Genomic DNA, 20,021 nt, shown 5'->3' with positions numbered 1-20,021 from the left:
ACGCCGCAGAATTCCGCCTGCGCGGATCACATCAGTGCGGGCAGGTCTCGACCTCGACGGTGACGTGGCTGAGGCCCTTCAGCCCGGCGAGCCGCTTCTTGTAGACCGCCGGCTGCTTCGGCTTGTCCGACACCACCGACACCAGCACGGCGCAATGGCCGGGGCCGACTTGCCAGAGATGCAGGTCGGTGACGCGATCATCGCCGACCTCCATGCGCGCCCGGATGACGCGCTCCAGCTTCTCGTCGGCGCGCACGTCGAGCAGCACCGCGCCTGACGTCTTGATCAGGCCGAACGCCCAGCTCGCGATCACCGCGCTGCCGATCAGGCCGACGGCCGGATCGGCCCAGACCCAGCCCGAATACATCGCGACCGCGAGCGCGCCGATCGCCAGCACCGACGTCGCGGCATCCGCCATGACGTGGACATAGGCCGCGCGGAGATTGTTGTCGTGATGATGGTGGTGGTGATGATCATCGTGATCATGATGCGCATGGCCATGATGGTGATGATCATGGCTGTCGCGCAACAGCCACGCGCTGGCGAGATTCACGCACAGCCCGAGCGCGGCCACCGCAATCGCCTCGCCAAAGGCGATCGGCATCGGCGTGATCAGCCGCAGCACGCTCTCATAGGCGATCTCGACCGCGATCAGTCCCAGGATGATCGCGCTGGAGAAGGCGGCGAGATCGCCGAACTTGCCGGTCCCGAAGGTGAAATGCGAATTGCCCAGGTGCCGGCGGGCGAAGCGGTAGGCGAAGGCGGCAATGCCGAGCGCCGCCGCATGCGTGCCCATGTGCCAGCCGTCGGCGAGCAGCGCCATCGAGCCGAACAGCGAGCCCGCGATGATCTCGCCGACCATCATGACCAGCGTCAGGATCACCACGAGCCAGGTGCGCCGCTCGTTCTCGTCGTGCTTCTCGCCGAGAAAGGCGTGGTCATGGGTCCATTGTTCGATGGAATGGGAGTGCATGGAAATAGCTCCGAAAGGTCCGGTCCGTTGGCCGCCAATATAGACCTGCGGCGCCGGCGGACAAAATCGACGAAACGAGCCGTTGACAGTTCACGGCGGTTTCGGTGTATTAGCGTCCATGGGGATTTGAGCGATCTCCCCACGAGGCGACATGCCCAAGTATCGCGTCCCGTTTGTTCTTACGAGGGCGCATCATGTCTTCCTATACGACGATATCTTCCGACAAATTGGCACGGCTGATCGGCACGGCGAACGCTCCTGCCCTGATCGACGTGCGCACGGACGAGGATTTTGCCGCCGACCGGCGGCTGATCCCGGGCTCCATCAAGCTCAACCATGACAACGTACCCGACTGGGGCGCAGCCTTCGCCGGGCGCTCGGCCATCGTCGCGTGCCTGCGCGGCGCCAAGCTCGCCCAGGGCACGGCGGCCTGGCTTCGCCAGCTCGGCGTGCAGGCCGAGACGCTCGATGGCGGCTTCGAGGGCTGGAAGGCGGCGAATCTTCCGCTGCTCGACACCCGCAAGCTGCCACCGCGCGACGCCAAGGGACGCACCGTCTGGGTGACGCGGGCGCGGCCCAAGGTCGACCGCATCGCCTGCCCCTGGCTGATCCGACGCTTTGTCGATCCCAACGCGGTATTCCTGTTCGTGGCGCCGTCCGAGGTCGTCGCCGTCGGCGAGCGCTTCAACGCGGCGCCCTTCGACATCGAGAACGTGTTCTGGAGCCACCGCGGCGAGCTCTGCACCTTCGACGTGATGATCGAGGAGTTCGGGATCGCCACCCCGGCCCTGCTCCGGCTCGCGACGCTGGTGCGCGGCGCCGACACCGCGCGGCCCGACCTCGCGCCGGAGGCGCCGGGCCTGCTCGCGGCTTCGCTCGGGCTGTCACGGATGTATGATGACGACCTCGAACAGCTCGAGGCCGGCATGACGCTCTACGACGCCTTCTATCGCTGGTGCCGCGACGCCACGGCCGAGACGCACAATTGGCCGACCAACAAGGCGAAGGCGTAATGGATACCCGTAACGTTCAAGCGGAAGCTGATGCCGGTCACGGCATCAGCTTCAATGAAGCTTTCCGCGTCTGGCTTCGCGTCGCCTGCTTGAGCTTTGGCGGGCCCGCGGGCCAGATCGCGGTGATGCACCGCATCCTGGTTGAGGAGAGGAGGTGGATCTCCGAGGGCCGTTTCCTGCATGCGCTGAACTATTGCATGCTGCTGCCGGGACCGGAGGCGCAGCAGCTTGCGACCTATATCGGCTGGCTGATGCATCGCACCGCCGGCGGGCTGATGGCGGGCGGGCTGTTCATCCTGCCCGGCATCATCGCCATCATGGGCCTCAGCTACATCTACGCCGCCTACGGCAATGTCAGCTTCGTCGAAGCGCTGTTCTTCGGCCTCAAGGCCGCCGTGCTCGCCATCGTGGTCGAGGCCGTGTTTCGGGTCGGCAAGCGCGCGCTGAAGAACCGCATCATGATAGCGCTCGCCGCGATCGCCTTCGTCGCGATCTTCTTCTTCGCCGTCCCCTTCCCGATCATCATCATCGCCGCCGGCGTGATCGGCTATATCGGCGCCAAGCAAGGCCGCCCGGAATTTGCCCCGGCCGGTCACGGCCCGAGCGGCAGCAGCGCCGCGATCGACAGCATGCTCGGCGACGCCGTGCCCGATCACGTCCGCCCCAACACGGCGCGCGCGATCCGCGTCGGCGCGCTGTGGCTGGCGCTCTGGCTCGTGCCCGTGATCGCGCTGCTCCTGGCGTTCGGCCAGGCCAACGTGTTCAGCCAGATCGCGCTGTTCTTCTCGAAGATGGCGCTGGTCACCTTTGGCGGCGCCTATGCGGTGCTGGCCTATGTCGCCCAGCAGGCGGTCGAGCATTATCACTGGCTGAAGCCGCACGAGATGCTCGACGGCCTCGGCATGGCCGAGACCACGCCGGGCCCGCTCATCATGGTGCTGCAGTTCGTCGGCTTCATGGCGGCCTATCGCGATCCGGGCGGGCTATCGCCGATGCTGGCTGCAATGTGGGGTGGCCTGCTTGCGACCTGGGTCACCTTCACGCCCTGCTTCCTCTGGATCTTCGTCGGCGCGCCCTACATCGAGCGCCTGCGCGGCAACACCGGCCTTGCCGGCGCGCTCAGCGCGATCACCGCCGCCGTCGTCGGCGTCATCCTCAACCTCTCGATCTGGTTCGCGCTGCACACGCTGTTCCGCGAGACCGTGCCGGTGCACGCCTTCCCGTTGGACTTCGACATGCCGGTGCTAACGAGCGTCGACATCCCCGCGCTCGCGCTGGCAATCGCGGCGGCGACTGCGATCTTCCGGTTCAAGCTGGGGATGCTGACGGTACTGGCGGGCTCTTGTGCGGCGGGGGTGGTGCTGAGGTTGGCGGGGGTGATCTAGGACACTTGCTCGCGTCCGGTTTGCTATTGGATGACGGCCTCCGGCCAGTTGCGGAACTGCGGCTGGCAATTTACCGAAGGTTAGTGCTCATTGGTGCACAACCACGGGATGTTGCCCCCTTCGCGAACAAAGCATGCCGGCGCATGAGAACGCTGCTCAAAATTGTCCTCTTGGCCGCTTGCGCTGTAATCTTGACCGCAGTGCTACTGATCACCGTCTTGGCAGGCATCCTTGGGATGCAATGGAGCAGCACGCTGCAAATACTGAGTTCTGCGACGGGGCTGTACGCCCTTCCTGCGATCATCCTCGTCGAGTTCTACTTCTTCACGAACGACTTGTTGGCTTATGTTAGTGAGAAACTCGCGCTGAACTTCGGACTGCACTTCTCCGAGATCCCATTCAAGTTCGACCTCGACAATCTTGAAACATCCATTCCGCTCAAGACGAAGCTGGTTCAGCTTTATCCCCTCACCATTCTATTGACCTTATTTGGGTTCGTCGCCGCACTGATGACGCGTCAATAACACGTGGTCCCTTATCTGTTTCGGGTCACAAACGGCCGATGACCACTAAGCGGGACGACGTCCACGTCCCCTCTCAGACTCTGCCATTGCGCCCTTTGGGCAAGAGCTCGTCACCCAGCGACGCCCTCGCCATTTGCTCCGTCATTGCGAGCGCAGCGAAGCAATCCAGACTGCCTCCGCCGAAAGATTCTGGATTGCTTCGCTGCGCTCGCAATGACGTGGATGGAGCCGTTCCCTCAAGATGAAGAGAAGAGCGGGTTCGACAATCGAACTATCGCATCATCATACGCGCAATCGCTTCCCCGATCACCACCGTCGTGAAATGCGTATTGGCCCGGCAGTCCGACGGCATGATCGAGGCGTCGGCGACGCGCAGGCCACTGATGCCCTTCACACTACCGTCGGGATTGACGACGCCATCGGCGTCATTGACGCCGCTCATGCGGCAACTGCCGGCGGCGTGCTGGATGTCGCCGGTCTCGCGGCGCAGCAGCGCATCGAGTTCGTGATCCGGCAGGCTGGCTGCTTGAGGAAATGTCAGATCGGTGTCGGTCAGCCGGATCCAGTCGGCGATGCCTGCGAGCGCCGGTTGCGAGGTGATCACCGCGAGCCGCTTCACCGCATCCCTCATGCGCATCACGTCGCGGGGATCGGCCAGCATGTTCTCCTCGACGATGGGATCGATCGACGGATCGGTCGAGGCCAATTTCAGCGTTCCACGAGAATACGCGTTGAACAGCCCGGCGCCGATGGCTCCGGGGACGCCGATGCCGCGGTGATTGAACGCGATCAGGATCATGTCGCGCTTGCCGCCATCGGCGAGGCCCGAGGAATAGGTCACGCAGCAATTGGTGTGACGGGTATCAGGATCGGTCGGCCGGAGATTTTCGTGAAGCTGGATCGTCGCGCGAAACAGCGGATGATCGAAAAAGTGACGGCCGACCGGCAGGTCGCGCTCGACCGCGATCCCCATCGCCTTCAACTCTTCCGCAGGTCCAATGCCCGAACGCAGCAGGATCGCCGGACTATGAATGGCGCCGGCGCATAGCACGATCTGCCGCGCGCTGATCTCTTGGGTGCCCTGCCCCTCGATGTGGACGCGGAGGCCGGTCGCCCTTCCGTCACTGATCAGCACGCGATCGACCAGCGCATGGCCACGAATTTCCAGATTGGCGCGGCCGCGCGCGGGCTCGAGATACCCCTCATTGGTGGTGATGCGGCGGCTGTCGCGGCTGTTGATGGGATAGCAGGCGACGCCCTCTCCGTCCGGGCCGTTGACGTCGGCGCACCAGGGATAGCCGCTGGCGAGCGCAGCATCGCGCAAGCCGCGGTCGATCGGGCCCCATTTTTCGGGCGGTGCACGATAGACCGGCAGAGGTCCGCCGCGTCCATGTCCCGCGGCGTCGCCGAACTCGAAATCGTCCTCGATCACCGAGAACAGCGGCATCACCTCTTTCGCCGACCAGCCGGTGCAGCCATTGGCCGCCCATTCGTCGAACGCGTCAGCAACGCCGCGGATCGCGATCTGGCCGTTCATCATCGAGGAGCCGCCGAGCCCCTTGCCGCGCCAGTAGAAGCGCGGCTCCTGCCCCGCCACCCGGCGCGTCAGCAGATCCGGCCACTGCCATTTCTCCTGATACTCGCGCTTGTGGATGATCGGGATCGGGTTCGGCGTCCTCACCTCCCAGGGTGCCTCCTCGGCGCGCCAGTCGAGGCCCGCCTCGAGCAACAGGACGCGCCGTGCCGGATCTTCCGAGAGCCGGGCCGCAACAGCGGCACCGGCGGAGCCGCCGCCGACAACAATGACATCGTACATGGCGTTACTTCTCAACGTTCCAGAACACCGGGATGGCGGACGGTATCAGATTGCGAAGCGGCGCGCGATAAAGTGCCGGCTGCGCGAACTGGCCCCACGGGATCGCGGGCGCCTGATCGTACATGACGCTTTGAATCTCGCCCGCGATCTTCTTGCGGTCCTCCTCGGCGGGTGCCTTGGCGAAGGCTTCCATCAAGGGCGTGATGCGTGCATCGCATTGCCAGCCGGTGAAGTCGACGCAGTTGAAGGCGACCATGACGTTGGTGAGCGGCGAGCCGAGGTCAAAACCGCCGGCATGAACGCCATAAACGCTCCAGCCCTCCTTCTTGGCGCGGCGCGCCAGCACGCTCGCCCAGTCCATCACCTGGAGGTCGACGTTGAATCCCGCCTGCTTCAGCCGCTCCGCCAGCACCTGCGCCGAGACACGCGGGGCTTCGAGATCGTTGGCCTCCATGACGACGACAGGTTCGCCGGCATACTTCGTCGCCTTCAGCGCGGCCTTCGCTGCTTCGATCGACGGCTTTGCCGCAGCGTCCGTGCCGGCCTTGCTCTCATAGGTGGTGCCGCAGGTGAAGAACGTCGCGCAGGGAGCGGCGTATTTGGCATCGAGCCCGAGCGCATCCAGCACCTCGCGCTGGTCGACCAGCTTCCACAGCACGCGCCGGATCGCGGGATCGTCGAACGGCTTCGAAGCGGCGTTGAGGCGATAGGCGCCCGCGAACATGTTGCCGCCGGTGAAATTGACGAGTTTCACGCGAGAGTTCTTCTCGAGCGCCGGCAGCAGATCGAACGGCGCATATTGCATGAAGTCGACTTCGCCGGCTTGCAGAGCGGAGGCGGCGGTCGCACCATCGGGAATGACGCGGATCTCGAGCGTGTCGATGTTGACGCGCTTGCCGCCGGCGAGGAAGTCGGCGGGCTCGGGACGCGGCACATAGTCGGCGAATTTCTTCAGGATCATGCGATCGCCGGTGCGGTGATCAGCCTTGCTGTAGACGAACGGACCGGAGCCGATGATCTCGGTGATGCGCTGGTCGCCGGGTGTCTTGGCAATGCGCTCGGGCATCATGAAGGCGACCGGGCTGACGGGATTGCCGAGCGCGTCGATGACGAGGCCGGACGGCTCCTTCAGCGTCAGCACGAAGGTTTTCGCATCGGTCGGTTCGAGCGAGGCTGTGATCGCGAAGATACGGCGGCCGAGCGCGCTGCGCGTGCCCCACCGGCGCAGCGACGCCACGCAATCGGCTGATGTGACCGGCTGGCCATCATGCCATTTCAGGCCGTCGCGCAGCGTGAAGCTGTAGGTCAAACCGTCGGCTGAGACCTTCCAGTCCTGCACCATCTGCGGCTTGATGTCGCCCTTGGAGTCTTTCGCAAACAGCGTGTCGAACACCATGTAGCCGAACGTGCGCGAAATATAGGCCGTGGAGAAATGCGGATCGAGCGTGACGATCTCCGCCTCGAGCACCGCGACGAGATTGCCCGCCGCATGCGCCGGCGCCGCCACCAGCGCGAGTCCGAACAGCGCCGGAATGAAAGCCTTCAGTCTGAACATTGGTGCCTTTTGCTTTTTCTTGAGAGTTCATTTGCAGGCAAGAAAAAGCAATGTTCGTGCCCGATCAACGCAGGCACTTATGCGCTCACGACTATCTGCCAAGCGTTTGCACCACACTCGCTGTCATCGCCCGCGAAGGCGGGCGATCCAGTATTCCAGAGAGGGGCGTGATGAACCGAGAAGCCGCGGCGTACTGGATGCCCCGGTCAAGCCGGGGCATGACACCTGTGTTGTGGCGTCCCGGCTCTGCACAGCAACGCCATAAGCGCGTTTACGCGCGTCTTCGACCCGCTATGGAGCGTTGCAGCGCGTCCGGGACACGAGACTACCCTACCCGATCCCCCGGCCGAACTTGTTCGACTTCGGGAAACCCTTCGGCGGCAGGCGGCCGGCATCCGCGCGGGTGCCTTGCCACTCGGCGAGCTCCTTCATGGTCGCGGAGAACTCGCGGCCTGCGGAGTCCTTCCAGGTCAGGCCCGCCTTGGCCTCGAACACGGCGATGTCCGAGAGGCCGCCGTCCTTGTACTTCTGCAAGCGGACGCCGCGGCCGCGGGCCATCTCCGGCACCTGGTCGAGCGGGAACACCAGCATCTTGCGGTTCTCGCCGATGACCGCGACGGTGTCGCCGATCACCTCGGTGACCGTACGTGCCTCGTTCGGCATGTCGACATTGAGGACCTGCTTGCCCTTCTTGGTGGTGCCGACGCAATCGTCCTCGTTGACGACAAAACCCTGGCCCTCGTGGCTCGCGACCAGGAATTTGCGTCCGCCCTTGTTGACGAACAGCGCGACGGGCGCAGCCTCCTGCTCGAGGTCGATGAACAGGCGGATCGGCTCGCCGTGACCGCGCCCGCCCGGAAGCTTGGCGACATCGAGCGAGTAGAACTTGCCGTTGGTGGCGAACAGCAGCAGCTTCGAGGTCGTCTCCGCGAAGAAGGCGAAGCCGAGCTTGTCGTCCTGCTTGAAGGCAAGGCCCGAGAGATCCTCGACATGCCCCTTCATGGTGCGGATCCAGCCCTTGTCGGACACGACGACGGTGACCGGCTCGCGCTCGACGAGGGCTTCCTCCATCGCGGCGAGATCGTGCTCGGGCGCATCGGCAAAGGTGGTGCGGCGCTTGCCGAGCGGCGTCTTGGGTCCGAACATGTCGCGGACCTTGCCGACCTGCTCGCCGACCTTCTTCCACTGCTCGGGTTCGGAGGCGAGGATCGCGTTGATGCCCTTGAGCTCGTTGCGGAGGTTCTTGTCCTCGGTGCGGATCTCCATTTCCTCGAGCTTGCGCAACGAGCGCAGGCGCATGTTGAGGATGGCTTCGGCCTGCACCTCGGTGAGCTTGAACGCCTTGATCAGCGCCGGTTTCGGCTCGTCCTGGGTGCGGATGATCCTGATCACCTCGTCGAGGTTCAGATAGGCGATCAGCAAACCGCCGAGAACTTCCAGCCGGTTCTCGATCTGCGCCTTACGGTAATTGGTCCGGCGGATCAGCACGTCGCGCAGATGGTCGAGCCATTCGCGCAGGCACTCTGCAAGGCCCACGACCTTGGGCACGCGGCCCTTGATCAGCACGTTCAGGTTCAGCGGAATCTTGTTTTCGAGCTCGGTCAGGCGGAACAGCGATTCCATCATCAGCGCTGGATCGACGTTCTTCGACTTCGGCTCGATCACGATGCGAACGTCTTCGGCCGACTCGTCCCTGATATCGCCAACCAGCGGCAGCTTCTTCTGGTCCAGCAGCTCGGCGATCTTCTCGATCAGGCGCGACTTCTGCACCAGAAACGGAATCTCGGTGACGACGACGACCCAGGTGCCGCGCGTGCCCTCTTCCTGCTCCCACCGGGAGCGGACACGGAACGAGCCGCGGCCGGTGGTGTAGGCCTCAGCGATCGCCTGCTTGGAATCGACGCAGATGCCGCCGGTCGGGAAATCCGGGCCTTTCACCCACTTCAAGAGCGCCTTGGATTTCGCGTCGGGCTTCTCGATCAGATGCAGCGCAGCGTCGCAAAGCTCGGCGGCGTTGTGCGGCGGGATCGAGGTGGCCATGCCGACCGCGATACCCTGTGCGCCGTTGGCGAGCAGGTTCGGGAAGCCACCAGGCAGCACGACCGGCTCTTTCGACTGGCCATCGTAATTGGGACGAAACTCGACGCCATCCTCGTCGATGCCGTCGAGCAGAAGCCGCGCGACATCGGTCATGCGCGCTTCGGTGTAGCGATAGGCGGCGGGATTATCGCCGTCGATATTGCCGAAATTGCCCTGGCCGTCGACCAGCGGATAGCGCGAGGAGAAGTCCTGCGCGAGGCGCACCATGGCGTCGTAGATCGCCTGGTCGCCGTGCGGATGGAACGAGCCCATCACGTCGCCGACGATTTTTGCGGATTTCTTGAAGGCCGTGCCGGGGTCGAGCCGGAGCAGGCGCATGCCGTAGAGAATGCGCCGGTGCACCGGCTTCAGGCCGTCGCGCGCGTCGGGCAACGCGCGGTGCATGATGGTGGAGAGCGCATAGGCGAGATAGCGCTCTTCCAGCGCTTCGCGTAGCGGCACATCGTGGATTTCGGCCGGCTCTTCCGGCGGAACTATTCGCTTGCCCATTAGGCCTTTACTTTCAAAGACTTCCGGTCAGATTCCGGCTGATTGCCGGAAAACATGGCCAACTCTCCCCCGCTGGGGCGCGATTCGGGCGGATATATAGCAGGCTGGACCACGACATGCGCCCCCTGCCCTGTGCCGGGGCCGCTGCGCGAGTTATCCACAGCGCCGGGCGGTATGGGGGGCCGGTCGCATCGAAATCGCCAAAGGCCGCGCCTTCAGGCGACGGTCGACAGATAGAGCTGCGCGTCAAAGTAGTCCGACGCACGCACTGATCCGGTGACGCCGGCGTCCGTCATGAAGAAGTCGCTCACCTGCTGGAGCCATCTCACGACGGTCCCGTCCGAATAGAGGCGTCGCCATTCGCGCGAGGAATACAGCTTCTGCGCCTTGAAGGCCTCGATGATGTCTTCCGGACGCGTCTGCTGATAGTGGGATCGCTGCAAGGCTTCCGCCGCCACCGCGGGATTGCGGACCATGTGGTCATTCGCATCCGTCCAGGCGCGGATGATCCGGCCCAGCACCTCCCTGTTCTGCGCATAGTAATCGCTCGTCGCCGCCCAGCCGCCCAGCACGGCCGATTGCGGGTAGAAGGCCGAAGCATCGACCAGCTTGATCGCCTCCGGCACCGCCCGACGCACGGCGATGTTGAAGGGGACCCAGAGCGCCACGGCCGGCACGTCTCCGGCTATGAACGCCTGGACCGCGGCGGGCATGCTGCGATTGACGATCTCGATCTCGGACGGATTGATGTTGTTGGCGCGCAGCGCCCTGTCGAGGAAGATATGCGCCGTCGTCTTCGCGGTCGTTGCGATCCGTTTTCCCCGGAGGTCGGCAAAGCCCTTCACGCCGAGCGTCGGCCGGATCCACAGCTGCGCCGTCGCGATCTCGATGTCGTTGATCAGAAATCCGCGACCGCGACCGAGCGCGAGATAGTTCGAGATCACACCACCGGCCGACACGACGTCGAGATGTCCCTTCCCCATCGCCTCGAAGACCTCGGGTCCGCTGTTGAATTCGTTCAGCTCGAAATCGATGCCTTCCCGATCGAATGAGCCGCGATCGAGGCCGGTCCACAGATGTCCGTCCACGGCGACCACGTGGAGATAGCCGAGACGGATGCGGCTGCGGGCCTGCGCCATCGCGGGCGTGCCGAGCATGGACGCAGCGGCCAACGCCGTTCCATGCCGCAGCAGTCGCCGGCGGCTGAGATCGCGGGCGCTCACGCCGCCTCTCCCGGGTCCTGGGCCGCGCGGCGAAACCGACCCGCGTGATATTGCGCGATGCCGTCGCGGGGATAGTCGAGCAGGAAGCCCGAGAGCCGGACCATGGCCGTCTCGCCCGCGCCCTCCTCTGCGATCGCGGCAAACACCTCGTCCCAGCGCCGGCACATCGCGACCTCGGCCTCGTCCGCCTGCGCGAGCTCGCCACGGAGCTCGCTAACCTCGATCGCATCGGCAAATCCCTTGGGCCTGATGCTGTCGATGCTCCGGAACAGGAATGCGTCTCCCGCGCACGCACGGACGGCCGCGCTGACCAGCACGCGCGTTCCATAATTCTTGTTCAGCCCTTCGAGCCGCGAGGCCAGGTTGATGGTAGCGCCGAGTGCGGTGTAGTTCATCCGGTCGCTCGAGCCGATGTTGCCGACCACGGCGTCGCCTACGTGAAGGCCGAAACGGGTGTCGTAAGGCGGCCAGCCCTCGCGGCGAAATTCCTTGTTGAGCGCTTCATTCGCGGCAACGCACGCCAGGATGGCGCGGCAGGCATTGACGGTGTGATCGGGGTCATCCGCAGGCGCATTCCAGAACGCCATCACGGCATCGCCGATATATTTGTCGACCGTGCCGTGGTGCCGCATGATCTCGTCCGACAGCGCGGCGAAATAGCGCGAGGTGTGGATCATCACCTGCGACGGGTCGGCCCGTTCGGTCTTGGCGGTGAAGTCGGCGACATCGGTGAACAGCACCGTCACCTCGCGCCGGCTTCCGCCGAGGCTGAGCGAAGAACCGGTTTCGATCAGCTGCCGCACGATCTGGCGCGGGATGAAGCTTGAAAAGCTGCGGACCACGCTGCGCATGGTGAACACCGAACGGCCGAGTTCCTCGATCTCGGCGATGACGGAATGGATGCGCGGCCGCTCGGCGATCTCGAACCGTTGGATCGCGTCGGTCTGCTCGACCAGCTTGCGCAGCGGCTGCGCCATCAGCGAACCCAGCCAGAATGCGAACGGAAGCGTGGCGCCGACGAAGGCGAGCGCCAGCGCAAACAGCGTGCGGCGCTCGCCGATGATCTGCGCGTAGAACTCGTCGAGCGGCGCGACCAGTGCGAGCCGAACATTGGCCGAACCGGCCGTGTCGAGCCTGTGAACCGCCGCCACATAGGTCCGGCCCGACGCGTCGGTGAAGAATTGCTGAGCGGGTCCACCGTCCCGCCAGGACCTGATGATCGGCACCAGCGCGGGAAACTTCAGCGCGCCGATTTGCGGCAGGTCGTCCTGCCGCTCCGGGATCTCCGCCATCAGGCGGTTCATCTCGGGATGGCCGACGATGCGCTCGGAATCGTCGAACAGAAAGGCGAGCCCCGACGGGCCGAGCTTCTGCTGCGCCAGCATGTCCTCGAACCGGTTGAGCAGCACGTCGCCGGCGACGACGCCGCGGCGGCCTTCCTTCAACGGCGTCCGCAATGTGTAGCCGGGCTCGCCCGTGGCGTAGAAGACGTAAGGCCCCGTCAGCAGGGTCTTGTCGTTCCTGAACGCCTCGACATACCAGGGCCGTTGCCGCGGATCGTAACTCGCGGGGCCGGCGACCTCCGCGACCTGAATGAGGTTCTCGGACAGATATTGCGTGACCGGCGCAGCTCCCGCCGTGCGCGAGATCAGGACCAGGCGGAATGCCGCATCCTCGCCGACCTTCAGGCCAGTCCTGAAAGCCGGCTTGGCGCGATCGATCACATCCATCTCGATGAACGAGCCATCCTCATAGCCGACATAGAGATTGAAGAGCTGCGGATTGTTGCGCAGCATCGCCGCCATCAGCCCGTAGAGCCGTGAGTTGTCGGCGATATCGGCCTCCTGGATTGCCGGCAAGCCGGACAGGATGTCGAGATTGTCGCGAACGTTCTTGAACTGCTCGTCGACGTGATCGGCACCGAGCTGTGCCACCTTCTCGGTGAAGCCGGAGGCCGCCGTCTTCGTGATCACGGTGACGCGCTCGAAGCTGAGATAAACCAGCGTCAGGCCCACGAGCAGCACGACGCCGACAAACACCGTGATGATCGATGTCTGGAAGCCGATGCGAAGTTTGCGCTTGCTGGTCCTGTCTCCGGTCATCGGAGCTGTTGCAGCCTCCCCTCAGTATTTTCGCACGATGGGCTTCGTCGCGGCCGGCGCGGGCGCGGCCGGCGAGACCGAGAAAGTGACCCAGGTCGACCAGCTGTTCGGCCGGTTCTCGGTCTCGAGGTCCTTGTAGCCGCGGACATTGAGATAGCCCTGATAGCCATCCGACAACGGGATCATGAATCCGATCTGCGGACCGATGCCGACCGCCTGCCCCTTGAAGCCGCCGAGCCTGGCGCCGGGACCGCTGTCATCGGTGAGCTGCTGGAAGAAGTAGCCGGCGATGCCGATATGGACGTTCTTGCTGACGAACTGCGAGGCGGCCCAATCGACATGGAAGTCGATGCCATTCTGGTACTGGAGCGCGCCGTTCATGAAATTATAGGTGAGACCGCCGACAACAGAGAATTCGTGGCCGGTCTTCGGATCGAGATAGGTGTAGCCGCCTCCGGCGTCGATCGCGGGAAAACCAAAACTCAGATTCGCGAGCCGGCTGGAATCATAGGTGCCGCTCGGGATGTTGCCGGTGATGTAGATCATCTCGTTGTGGACGCCCTGATTCCATTTCAGCGTGCCCTGGTAGAACACGTCGGTCAGAGTCGTGCGGTTATCGGTCTTGCTGCCCGAGATGGTGTTGCCGAGCGGACCGGTCAGCGTCGCATCGATGCCGACGCCGATATTGCCGGGCGCGGTCAGCAGCGTGAAGGCTGCCTGGCCGCCGAGCACCGGTATCGGCGAAGTGTAGGTGATACCCTGGACCAGCACGTCCGCATGCGCGTTGAGGCCGGCCGTCACCGAGCCGGGGATACCGCCGCTGGTGACGAAATTCTGCCCGCCTCCCGCTTTCTCATTCAGATGGATGTAGATTGTGGAGTAGGCCCAGCCCGGCGTCACCGGCACGGCGGCAAGACTGCCGAAGATGCCGGGAAGCCAGAAGCTGACACCGGAGGAATCCGCGAGCGCGGGCTGAGCGGCAAAGCTCGCCATCGCCAATGTGGTTGCAAGGCCAGCCGTCCGCAAATGTCCCGTCATGTCATGCCTCCTTCGTCCCAACGCGTCTCCACCCGAACAGGTCGCGCCGTGCGACCTGCGCTCATTTCGTCGCGCTGCCGATCGTGCTCGCTCCGACCTCCGTGAAGTCGCCGGGCTTCCAGCTCTTGCCGAAGGCAGCTTGCTCAGGGCCGTAGATGCGGAAGTAGGCGAACCAGCCCTTGCCCGGCTGGGTCTTGATCCAGTGCGCCTCGCTACCCTTCGGCGCATCCGGGCCGAAGAAGAGATCGGCGGGTGTCGTGCCCTTGATATCCCTGAGCTCGAACATCGAGCGCAGCGCGCCCTTGTCCTGATCGGTCTGCACCTGCGAACGGGTCTGGGTGTCGTAGATGGTGACCGACCAGAACAGTTTTCCGGGCACCGGCTGCGGCACGCTGAGCTTGTAGTTCTTGCCGCCGTCGAGGAAGGCGCCGGTGTCGTCGCGGACACTCATCCAGTACAGCGAGCCCGCGCCGGCCGAGCGGCGGAACATCGCCGGCGAGGTCACGATCGCCTGCGCGAACCAGCGATCGCGAGATTCGAGATCCATGCCCGAAGCTGTCTCGAACTGCGCACTGCCGGGCGTGAGGCCGACCCATTCCCATTTGCGGTCGGGCCAATTGATGCGATCGGCGCGCGCGCTATCGAAGGCCGAGACCAGCATCTGGTCGCGTCCTGCCCTGGCGGCGCGCGCGAGGACGTCGGTCATCCGCGCATCGGGGGCGAACGGCTTGCCCTTCTCGATGCCAAGCTCGGCGAGCAGTCCGTACATCGGCAGGAAGGACGGAACGAGAGGCTCCTCGTCCAACACCTGCTTCAGCGCCGTCCAGAACTTGCCGTTATCCTCCCAGCGCAGTGAGGAGGCGTCCAGCTTTTCCTTCGTCATATCGACGATGGCGACGTTGCCGCCACCGCTGAGCGGATGAATCTTGATCGCTCGCAGCGCGTCCATCGCCTTGTTGACGTCACCGCCGACAGGCAGGGCACGCACAGCGAGGAGGTTCTTATAGGATTTCGACTGGCCGACGTGATAGCCGGCCGGGACCTTGCCCTTGTAGTCCGGCGGCAGCACCAGATGCTTGCCGCCCTTCCCCGCGTCAGGCCCCGGCAGTCCGAGATCCTGCACCCAGCCCTGGTTATGGTCGTTGACGAGGCCGATATAAGGACCGGCCGGCAGCTCGATGACGACGGGACCCTTGCTGAGGTCGATGACTCCGGAGCCGTAAGGCGTATCGGAATTCAGTGTGAATCCAAGCTGCCGCGGTCCCGCCGCAACGATCCCCATCTTCTCGCCGTCCTTCAGGCCAAGCTCGCGATTGCCATTGAAGATGCCCTCGACCGAGACGGTCGGATACCAGAACCGATAGGCCGTGATTGCGCGCTGGAAGTCGGCATCGTCACGCGCGCGTTTGGTCGTATCGGACGCAGGATAGCCGCGCTCGAACGTGTAAGTCGCAGCATTCTGCGCAGTGGCCGGCTGGTGACAGAGGATCGCCAGCGTCGCGGCGGGAAGAAGAAGCTTCGTTCGCATCGTCTTGACCCTTCTTGCTCTTGAGTCTGTCCTTCGAAACCGTGGTGGTCGTGATTGGTTACTTGGCGCCTCCGATTGTTGTCGCGACGCGCTCGACGTCAGGCAGCACCCAGGTATGGTCGAACAGCGCCTTGGTCGGCGCGTAGGCGCGGAACATCAGCTCGAACTTTCGGCTCGGATCCGTCGGCACCCAATTTGCGTCCTTGCCCACAGGCGCTTTCGGGCCGAAATAGATATCGACTGACCCGTCAGCATTCCTCTGCAGCTCGGTGATTTGCGAGGACCGGCTCGCGCGGGGCATGTTCTTGATCAACGCATGTGTCTGACGGTCGTAAGCCGTGACCGACCAATATTGCTCGACCGGCGGATTGGCCGGAACGCTCAGGCGATAAGTTTGCCCTCCTGCAAACGACTGATTGTCCTTGTCCCTGATCGAGATCAGATAGAACTGGCCGGCGCCGAGACGCTTGATGCCAATATAGGCGTAGCTATAGGCCATGCCCCGCTCGTCGATCGGGTATTGGTCCAGATCCGCGTAGCCGCTCTGTGTTGCCTTGATGAGCTCTTGCGGCGCCGGGAAGGTCCAGCGACTCGTTGGCGAAAAGAACGGTGGCAGGCCGGCGTCGTATTTCGTCTCCAGCAGCGCGCCGGCCTCGCGCACGGCACCGGTGAGCACCCTCTTCGTCGCATCATCCGGCTTGAACGGTTTTCCCTTCTCGATGCCCAGCGATTTGAGCTGGTCGATCATCGCGCGGTCGCGCTCCAGCCAAGGCTCGCTCTGGATGATCCGATCGAGATGCTCGAAGAATGTCCCGTCGTAACGGATCGTTGAATCATAATTGACGTCCTCGACGTCGGTGAAGACCGTCGGCGGTGGATTTCCTGCCTGCGCGAGCGGATAGACTTTGAGCCGCTTGCCGTAAGCGATCGATGTCTCGACATCGGCCGCGCCATGACTCCTGAGGTTGGAGCGGAACAGCATGTAACCGCCGAACGTGTCGGATTGCAGCGCGACGTAACCGTCCGGCGCCTTGCCGGAATAGCCCGGCGGCAACACCAGATACTTTCCCCCGCTTCCCTTGTCGGCGCCGAGCAGTCCGGCATCCTCGAGCGGCATCTGCCAGACCGTGACGATGTTGCCGTTGAACGAACCGTCCTTGTCGCCCGGCGGCAGGTCGAGCACGACGGGGCCGTCTTTGGTGTTGAAGAACGCCATGAAATAGAGCGCGTCCGGATTGGGCGTCAGGGTCTGATTGCGCCAGTCGAGTGGACGGCCCCAGTAGATGACCTCTCCCACCTTGCCCGGCGTCTTCGTCAGCATCTCCTGGAGCATCAGGTCATAGTTGACCGCCGGCATGCCCCAGACGACGGCTTCGACGGCGCGGCACTGGATGTTGCGCGCCGCGAGGTCTTCCGAAGACATGCCTTGCGCCAGCGCACTCATGGTCATCAGGGCGACGATGGCGGCTCCGGCGATGATCCTCATCATGTTGCACTCCCTCAGAACGGATTGACGTAATTCAGGATCGCGAGCTGGCGCAGCACCACGCGGCGGACGATGTGGGCCGGCCTGACATGGTCGGTGTAGATCGCCGCCGTGCCGGCGCTCCCCGCAGGCAGGCGCCTTGTGAACTCGGCGTCGTCGAGCCTGACACGCACGACGAAGGGCGCGGCCTCGATCGCTTTCGGCAGCACCGCCGTGCCCGATGTCTGCGCCTGCCCCGGCGCGATCGCCTGGAGCACGCTCTCGACCTTGCCGGCGTAAATCTGCCCGGGCGCAAACTTGAAGGTGGCCTCGACCTCCTGCCCGGACGCGACGAAGCGCGCATCAATCTGGTTGATCTCGACGCCGATGATGGTGCTCGATGTGTCGACGAAGGCCATCACCGGCGACAGCGGCAGGTTCGCCACCCGCGCACCTTTGCGCAGCGCGAGGTTGGTGACGTAACCGTCGGCCGGCGCCCGCACGATCGTCTTGTCGAGATTCCATTGCGCGGATTCGAGCTGGCCGGAGAGCTGGTCTACTTCCGACTGGCGCTGCTCGACGTCGAAGCCGCGGCCAGCGTCGCGCTCGTAAAGCTGCGTCATCTGTCCCAGACGCGTCCTGGCGAGCTTGAACTGGGCGTCGATCGCCTTGACCTGCGCCGCATAGGGCGTCGGGTCGATCTTGAACAGGACATCGCCGGATTTCAGCGGCGCGTTCGCGAGGACCGGAACATCCGTCACCTCACCGGCGACGTCAGGCACAATAGAGACGGCGTTGCGCACCACCAGCGCACTACCCTGCGGCGCCCCCCACCCTATCGGGATCAGCAGCCCAAGCAGCACGACCACCATGACGATCGCCGGCGAAACCTTCCAGAACAGGTTGAAGCGCACGATCTTGAAATGCACCAGCAGGAACAGCACAGCCAGATAGGTGTTGAGGATCGCGATGGCCATCACGCATCTCCGGCCTTGCGTGCGGGCACGTCGAGATAGGCCCAGATGAAAGCGATCGGCCACAGCGCGAAGCCGAAGAACAGCGTGATCCAGCCGGCGACCGTCACGGCTTGCGCATGCGGATGGTTGCGCGATTTGGCGATATGTCCGGGCAGCCAGCCGGCGATGCAGACCACGCCGATCGCGCTGGCGAGCAGGATCACCAGCACGATCCAGGCGAAGATGTCGTAACCGCTCATGACGGCCGCCCCGTTGTCACCGCAGCGCCGCCGTCACTGGCAATAGTCCCAGAAGCCCTGGGTGCGGGACGGATCGGTGTAGTACCAGCACATGCCAGGTGCGGGCGGCGAGCCTGCCCATGCGGCTGCCGTAGCCGCCGACACGAACCCGATCGCGGCACCGGCGGCGATGGCTCCTCCCACCGGCCAGCGGTACGGCCGAGCCCAGCCGCCACGCCCCGCCACGACCGTAGTGCTGCGAGCGGCAACATTGCCGCGCGGCCCCCTGACGACCGTGCCGCCGCGATAGGCCGCGCCGCGTGGTCCAACGACGGCGCCGCCGCGATGAACCACCGCGCCGCCTCGTGGACCGACCGCCGCCCCGCCTCGGCGACCGGCCGCGCGCACCTCGATGAGATCGGGTGAGGCCGTCACATCATGCTGGATCGTGACGGGGTGCAGTGGCGCCGCTGACACCGTTGCCAGAGAAGCTGACATGCCGGTCGCGAGCGCCAGAATGCAGCTCGCCAAACGCGTCAGATGAGTATGATCAGACATTGCCATCCCCCTTGTTGCGTTCCTCATTGCGATACTCCCGTGTTGTCGCGCTCGAACGCGAATACCGTCTTCCAGTCCTTCGCCATGTCGACGACGGTCCAGCCGCGTTGCACCGCCTCGTCCCAGGCCTTGTCGAGCTTTCCGACTCTGGATTGCCGGTCGTAGGCGTATTCACGGGGGGCGTCGGTGTGATGGACGATGCCGAGGAAGCGCACGCCGGGGCCGGCCGCGGTCCATTGCAGCATCTGCTGGTCGCCGTCCGAATTGCCGAAGGCGAGAATCGGGCGGCGGCCGATGAAGCGGTTGATCCCCGACGGCTTGCCGGGACCGTCGTCAATGAATTCGACCTTGGACAGCTTCATCAGCACCGGCTGGCCGTCGGCGCCGATCTTGAACCGCGTGACACCGGAGGAGCCAACCACTTGCTCCGGCGGAATGCCGTAAGCCTTCTCGGCCCACACCCGCAGAAATTCGACCCCGCCGCCGGAAACGATAAAGGTCTTGAAGCCGTTCGCGCGCAGATAGGCGAGCAGCTCCACCATTGGTTGGTAGATCAGCTCGTTGTAGGGGCGATTGAACCGCGGGTGTCTTGCCTCAGCAAGCCAATCGGACACCGATCTGGCGTAAGCCTCCGTCGTCATGCCGCTATGCGCGACCGCGAGCAGTGTGAGCAGGCCTTTCTGGCCTTGCGCGGCGAGCCTGCCCTTGTCATTCGCAAGAAACGCCTTGAACGTTTGCTGCTGATTCCATTCGGGATGCTGCGGCGCCAGCGCCTTGACCTGGTCCAGGCCGAACGCAAACTGGAAGTAGATCGGCTGCTCGCACCACAGCGTGCCGTCATTGTCGAACACGGCAATGCGCTCGGCCGGCGGAACGAAATCCGGGCTGCCGTCCTTGCTCACCCGCACGACGAAGGCGGTGATCGAGCTCTTCGCCACACCATCGTTCCAGGACGGCAGCGGATCTGAGTGCGGCGACTGAGCCGCCGCACTGTTCGCATAGCATCCGACAATCAGCAGGACGGCAAAAACCGCGCGGATGATCACGGTCATCACCA

Annotated in this window: 16 protein-coding genes; 3 read left to right on the top strand and 13 right to left on the bottom strand. The window is 64.2% G+C overall.

What is annotated here, in order from left to right:
- Window positions 1-31: 31 nt before the first annotated feature.
- On the bottom strand, window positions 32-973 hold the full coding sequence (gene dmeF, locus AC1RR3_RS23170; RefSeq protein WP_492825416.1) for a CDF family Co(II)/Ni(II) efflux transporter DmeF: 942 nt from the start codon (window positions 971-973) through the stop codon (window positions 32-34).
- Window positions 974-1,167: 194 nt separating this feature from the next.
- On the opposite strand from dmeF, the gene AC1RR3_RS23165 reads away from it, so the two are divergent.
- From AC1RR3_RS23165 to AC1RR3_RS23155, 3 genes are all read left to right on the top strand, one after another.
- The gene (locus tag AC1RR3_RS23165; RefSeq protein WP_492825415.1) at window positions 1,168-1,986 is read left to right on the top strand and encodes a chromate resistance protein ChrB domain-containing protein; all 819 of its coding nucleotides are present in this window, start codon (window positions 1,168-1,170) and stop codon (window positions 1,984-1,986) included.
- Window positions 1,986-3,371 (top strand): chromate efflux transporter, encoded by a 1,386-nt coding sequence (chrA, locus tag AC1RR3_RS23160; protein WP_492825414.1) that lies wholly within the window; start codon window positions 1,986-1,988, stop codon window positions 3,369-3,371. The genes AC1RR3_RS23165 and chrA overlap by 1 nt, the downstream gene beginning before the upstream one ends.
- 143 nt (window positions 3,372-3,514) lie before the next feature.
- Complete coding sequence (locus AC1RR3_RS23155; protein WP_492825413.1) at window positions 3,515-3,895, top strand: hypothetical protein; 381 nt, start codon at window positions 3,515-3,517, stop codon at window positions 3,893-3,895.
- A gap of 271 nt (window positions 3,896-4,166) precedes the next feature.
- On the opposite strand, the gene AC1RR3_RS23150 is transcribed toward AC1RR3_RS23155, so the two are convergent.
- The 12 genes from AC1RR3_RS23150 to AC1RR3_RS23095 form a co-directional block, all read right to left on the bottom strand.
- Window positions 4,167-5,711: a GMC family oxidoreductase gene (locus AC1RR3_RS23150; RefSeq protein ID WP_492825412.1), complete on the bottom strand. Its 1,545-nt coding sequence runs from the start codon at window positions 5,709-5,711 to the stop codon at window positions 4,167-4,169.
- Window positions 5,712-5,715: 4 nt separating this feature from the next.
- The gene (locus tag AC1RR3_RS23145) at window positions 5,716-7,266 is read right to left on the bottom strand and encodes an ABC transporter substrate-binding protein (RefSeq protein ID WP_492825411.1); all 1,551 of its coding nucleotides are present in this window, start codon (window positions 7,264-7,266) and stop codon (window positions 5,716-5,718) included.
- 330 nt (window positions 7,267-7,596) lie between these two features.
- Complete coding sequence (parC, locus tag AC1RR3_RS23140; protein WP_492825410.1) at window positions 7,597-9,855, bottom strand: DNA topoisomerase IV subunit A; 2,259 nt, start codon at window positions 9,853-9,855, stop codon at window positions 7,597-7,599.
- 215 nt (window positions 9,856-10,070) lie between these two features.
- Entirely contained in the window at window positions 10,071-11,012 is a 942-nt protein-coding gene (locus tag AC1RR3_RS23135; protein ID WP_492825447.1) for an ABC transporter substrate-binding protein, read from the bottom strand.
- Window positions 11,013-11,074: 62 nt separating this feature from the next.
- A complete protein-coding gene (locus tag AC1RR3_RS23130; protein ID WP_492825409.1) occupies window positions 11,075-13,180 on the bottom strand; it encodes an adenylate/guanylate cyclase domain-containing protein in 2,106 nt (701 codons plus the stop codon).
- A gap of 21 nt (window positions 13,181-13,201) precedes the next feature.
- On the bottom strand, window positions 13,202-14,218 hold the full coding sequence (locus AC1RR3_RS23125) for a SphA family protein (RefSeq protein ID WP_492825408.1): 1,017 nt from the start codon (window positions 14,216-14,218) through the stop codon (window positions 13,202-13,204).
- Window positions 14,219-14,279: 61 nt separating this feature from the next.
- On the bottom strand, window positions 14,280-15,746 hold the full coding sequence (locus AC1RR3_RS23120; RefSeq protein WP_492825407.1) for a DUF1254 domain-containing protein: 1,467 nt from the start codon (window positions 15,744-15,746) through the stop codon (window positions 14,280-14,282).
- Window positions 15,747-15,804: 58 nt separating this feature from the next.
- The gene (locus AC1RR3_RS23115; RefSeq protein WP_492825406.1) at window positions 15,805-17,235 is read right to left on the bottom strand and encodes a DUF1254 domain-containing protein; all 1,431 of its coding nucleotides are present in this window, start codon (window positions 17,233-17,235) and stop codon (window positions 15,805-15,807) included.
- A gap of 11 nt (window positions 17,236-17,246) precedes the next feature.
- Window positions 17,247-18,188: an HlyD family secretion protein gene (locus tag AC1RR3_RS23110; RefSeq protein WP_492825405.1), complete on the bottom strand. Its 942-nt coding sequence runs from the start codon at window positions 18,186-18,188 to the stop codon at window positions 17,247-17,249.
- Window positions 18,188-18,427, bottom strand: coding sequence for a DUF3302 domain-containing protein (locus AC1RR3_RS23105; protein WP_092216279.1), 240 nt, complete (start codon window positions 18,425-18,427; stop codon window positions 18,188-18,190). Before AC1RR3_RS23105 ends, AC1RR3_RS23110 begins: the two co-directional genes overlap by 1 nt.
- A gap of 33 nt (window positions 18,428-18,460) precedes the next feature.
- Window positions 18,461-18,964, bottom strand: a complete 504-nt coding sequence (locus AC1RR3_RS23100; protein WP_492825404.1) for a hypothetical protein — start codon at window positions 18,962-18,964, stop codon at window positions 18,461-18,463.
- Window positions 18,965-18,987: 23 nt separating this feature from the next.
- Complete coding sequence (locus AC1RR3_RS23095; protein WP_492825446.1) at window positions 18,988-20,016, bottom strand: HAD family hydrolase; 1,029 nt, start codon at window positions 20,014-20,016, stop codon at window positions 18,988-18,990.
- Between the last annotated feature and the right edge of the window lie 5 nt (window positions 20,017-20,021).

Source organism: Bradyrhizobium sp. GW821-FHT13H05 (assembly GCF_058804065.1).
Note: the sequence above shows the minus strand (reverse complement) of the source record. Positions and strands in the feature narration are given on the sequence as shown.

Bases quoted from the DNA above. Each gene is read 5' to 3' on its own strand.
- dmeF (WP_492825416.1), bottom strand. From the start codon at position 973: ATGCACTCCCATTCCATCGAACAATGGACCCATGACCACGCCTTTCTC.
- AC1RR3_RS23165 (WP_492825415.1), top strand. From the start codon at position 1,168: ATGTCTTCCTATACGACGATATCTTCCGACAAATTGGCACGGCTGATC.
- chrA (WP_492825414.1), top strand. From the start codon at position 1,986: ATGGATACCCGTAACGTTCAAGCGGAAGCTGATGCCGGTCACGGCATC.
- AC1RR3_RS23155 (WP_492825413.1), top strand. From the start codon at position 3,515: ATGAGAACGCTGCTCAAAATTGTCCTCTTGGCCGCTTGCGCTGTAATC.
- AC1RR3_RS23150 (WP_492825412.1), bottom strand. From the start codon at position 5,711: ATGTACGATGTCATTGTTGTCGGCGGCGGCTCCGCCGGTGCCGCTGTT.
- AC1RR3_RS23145 (WP_492825411.1), bottom strand. From the start codon at position 7,266: ATGTTCAGACTGAAGGCTTTCATTCCGGCGCTGTTCGGACTCGCGCTG.
- parC (WP_492825410.1), bottom strand. From the start codon at position 9,855: ATGGGCAAGCGAATAGTTCCGCCGGAAGAGCCGGCCGAAATCCACGAT.
- AC1RR3_RS23135 (WP_492825447.1), bottom strand. From the start codon at position 11,012: ATGCTCGGCACGCCCGCGATGGCGCAGGCCCGCAGCCGCATCCGTCTC.
- AC1RR3_RS23130 (WP_492825409.1), bottom strand. From the start codon at position 13,180: ATGACCGGAGACAGGACCAGCAAGCGCAAACTTCGCATCGGCTTCCAG.
- AC1RR3_RS23125 (WP_492825408.1), bottom strand. From the start codon at position 14,218: ATGACGGGACATTTGCGGACGGCTGGCCTTGCAACCACATTGGCGATG.
- AC1RR3_RS23120 (WP_492825407.1), bottom strand. From the start codon at position 15,746: ATGCGAACGAAGCTTCTTCTTCCCGCCGCGACGCTGGCGATCCTCTGT.
- AC1RR3_RS23115 (WP_492825406.1), bottom strand. From the start codon at position 17,235: ATGATGAGGATCATCGCCGGAGCCGCCATCGTCGCCCTGATGACCATG.
- AC1RR3_RS23110 (WP_492825405.1), bottom strand. From the start codon at position 18,188: ATGGCCATCGCGATCCTCAACACCTATCTGGCTGTGCTGTTCCTGCTG.
- AC1RR3_RS23105 (WP_092216279.1), bottom strand. From the start codon at position 18,427: ATGAGCGGTTACGACATCTTCGCCTGGATCGTGCTGGTGATCCTGCTC.
- AC1RR3_RS23100 (WP_492825404.1), bottom strand. From the start codon at position 18,964: ATGTCTGATCATACTCATCTGACGCGTTTGGCGAGCTGCATTCTGGCG.
- AC1RR3_RS23095 (WP_492825446.1), bottom strand. From the start codon at position 20,016: ATGACCGTGATCATCCGCGCGGTTTTTGCCGTCCTGCTGATTGTCGGA.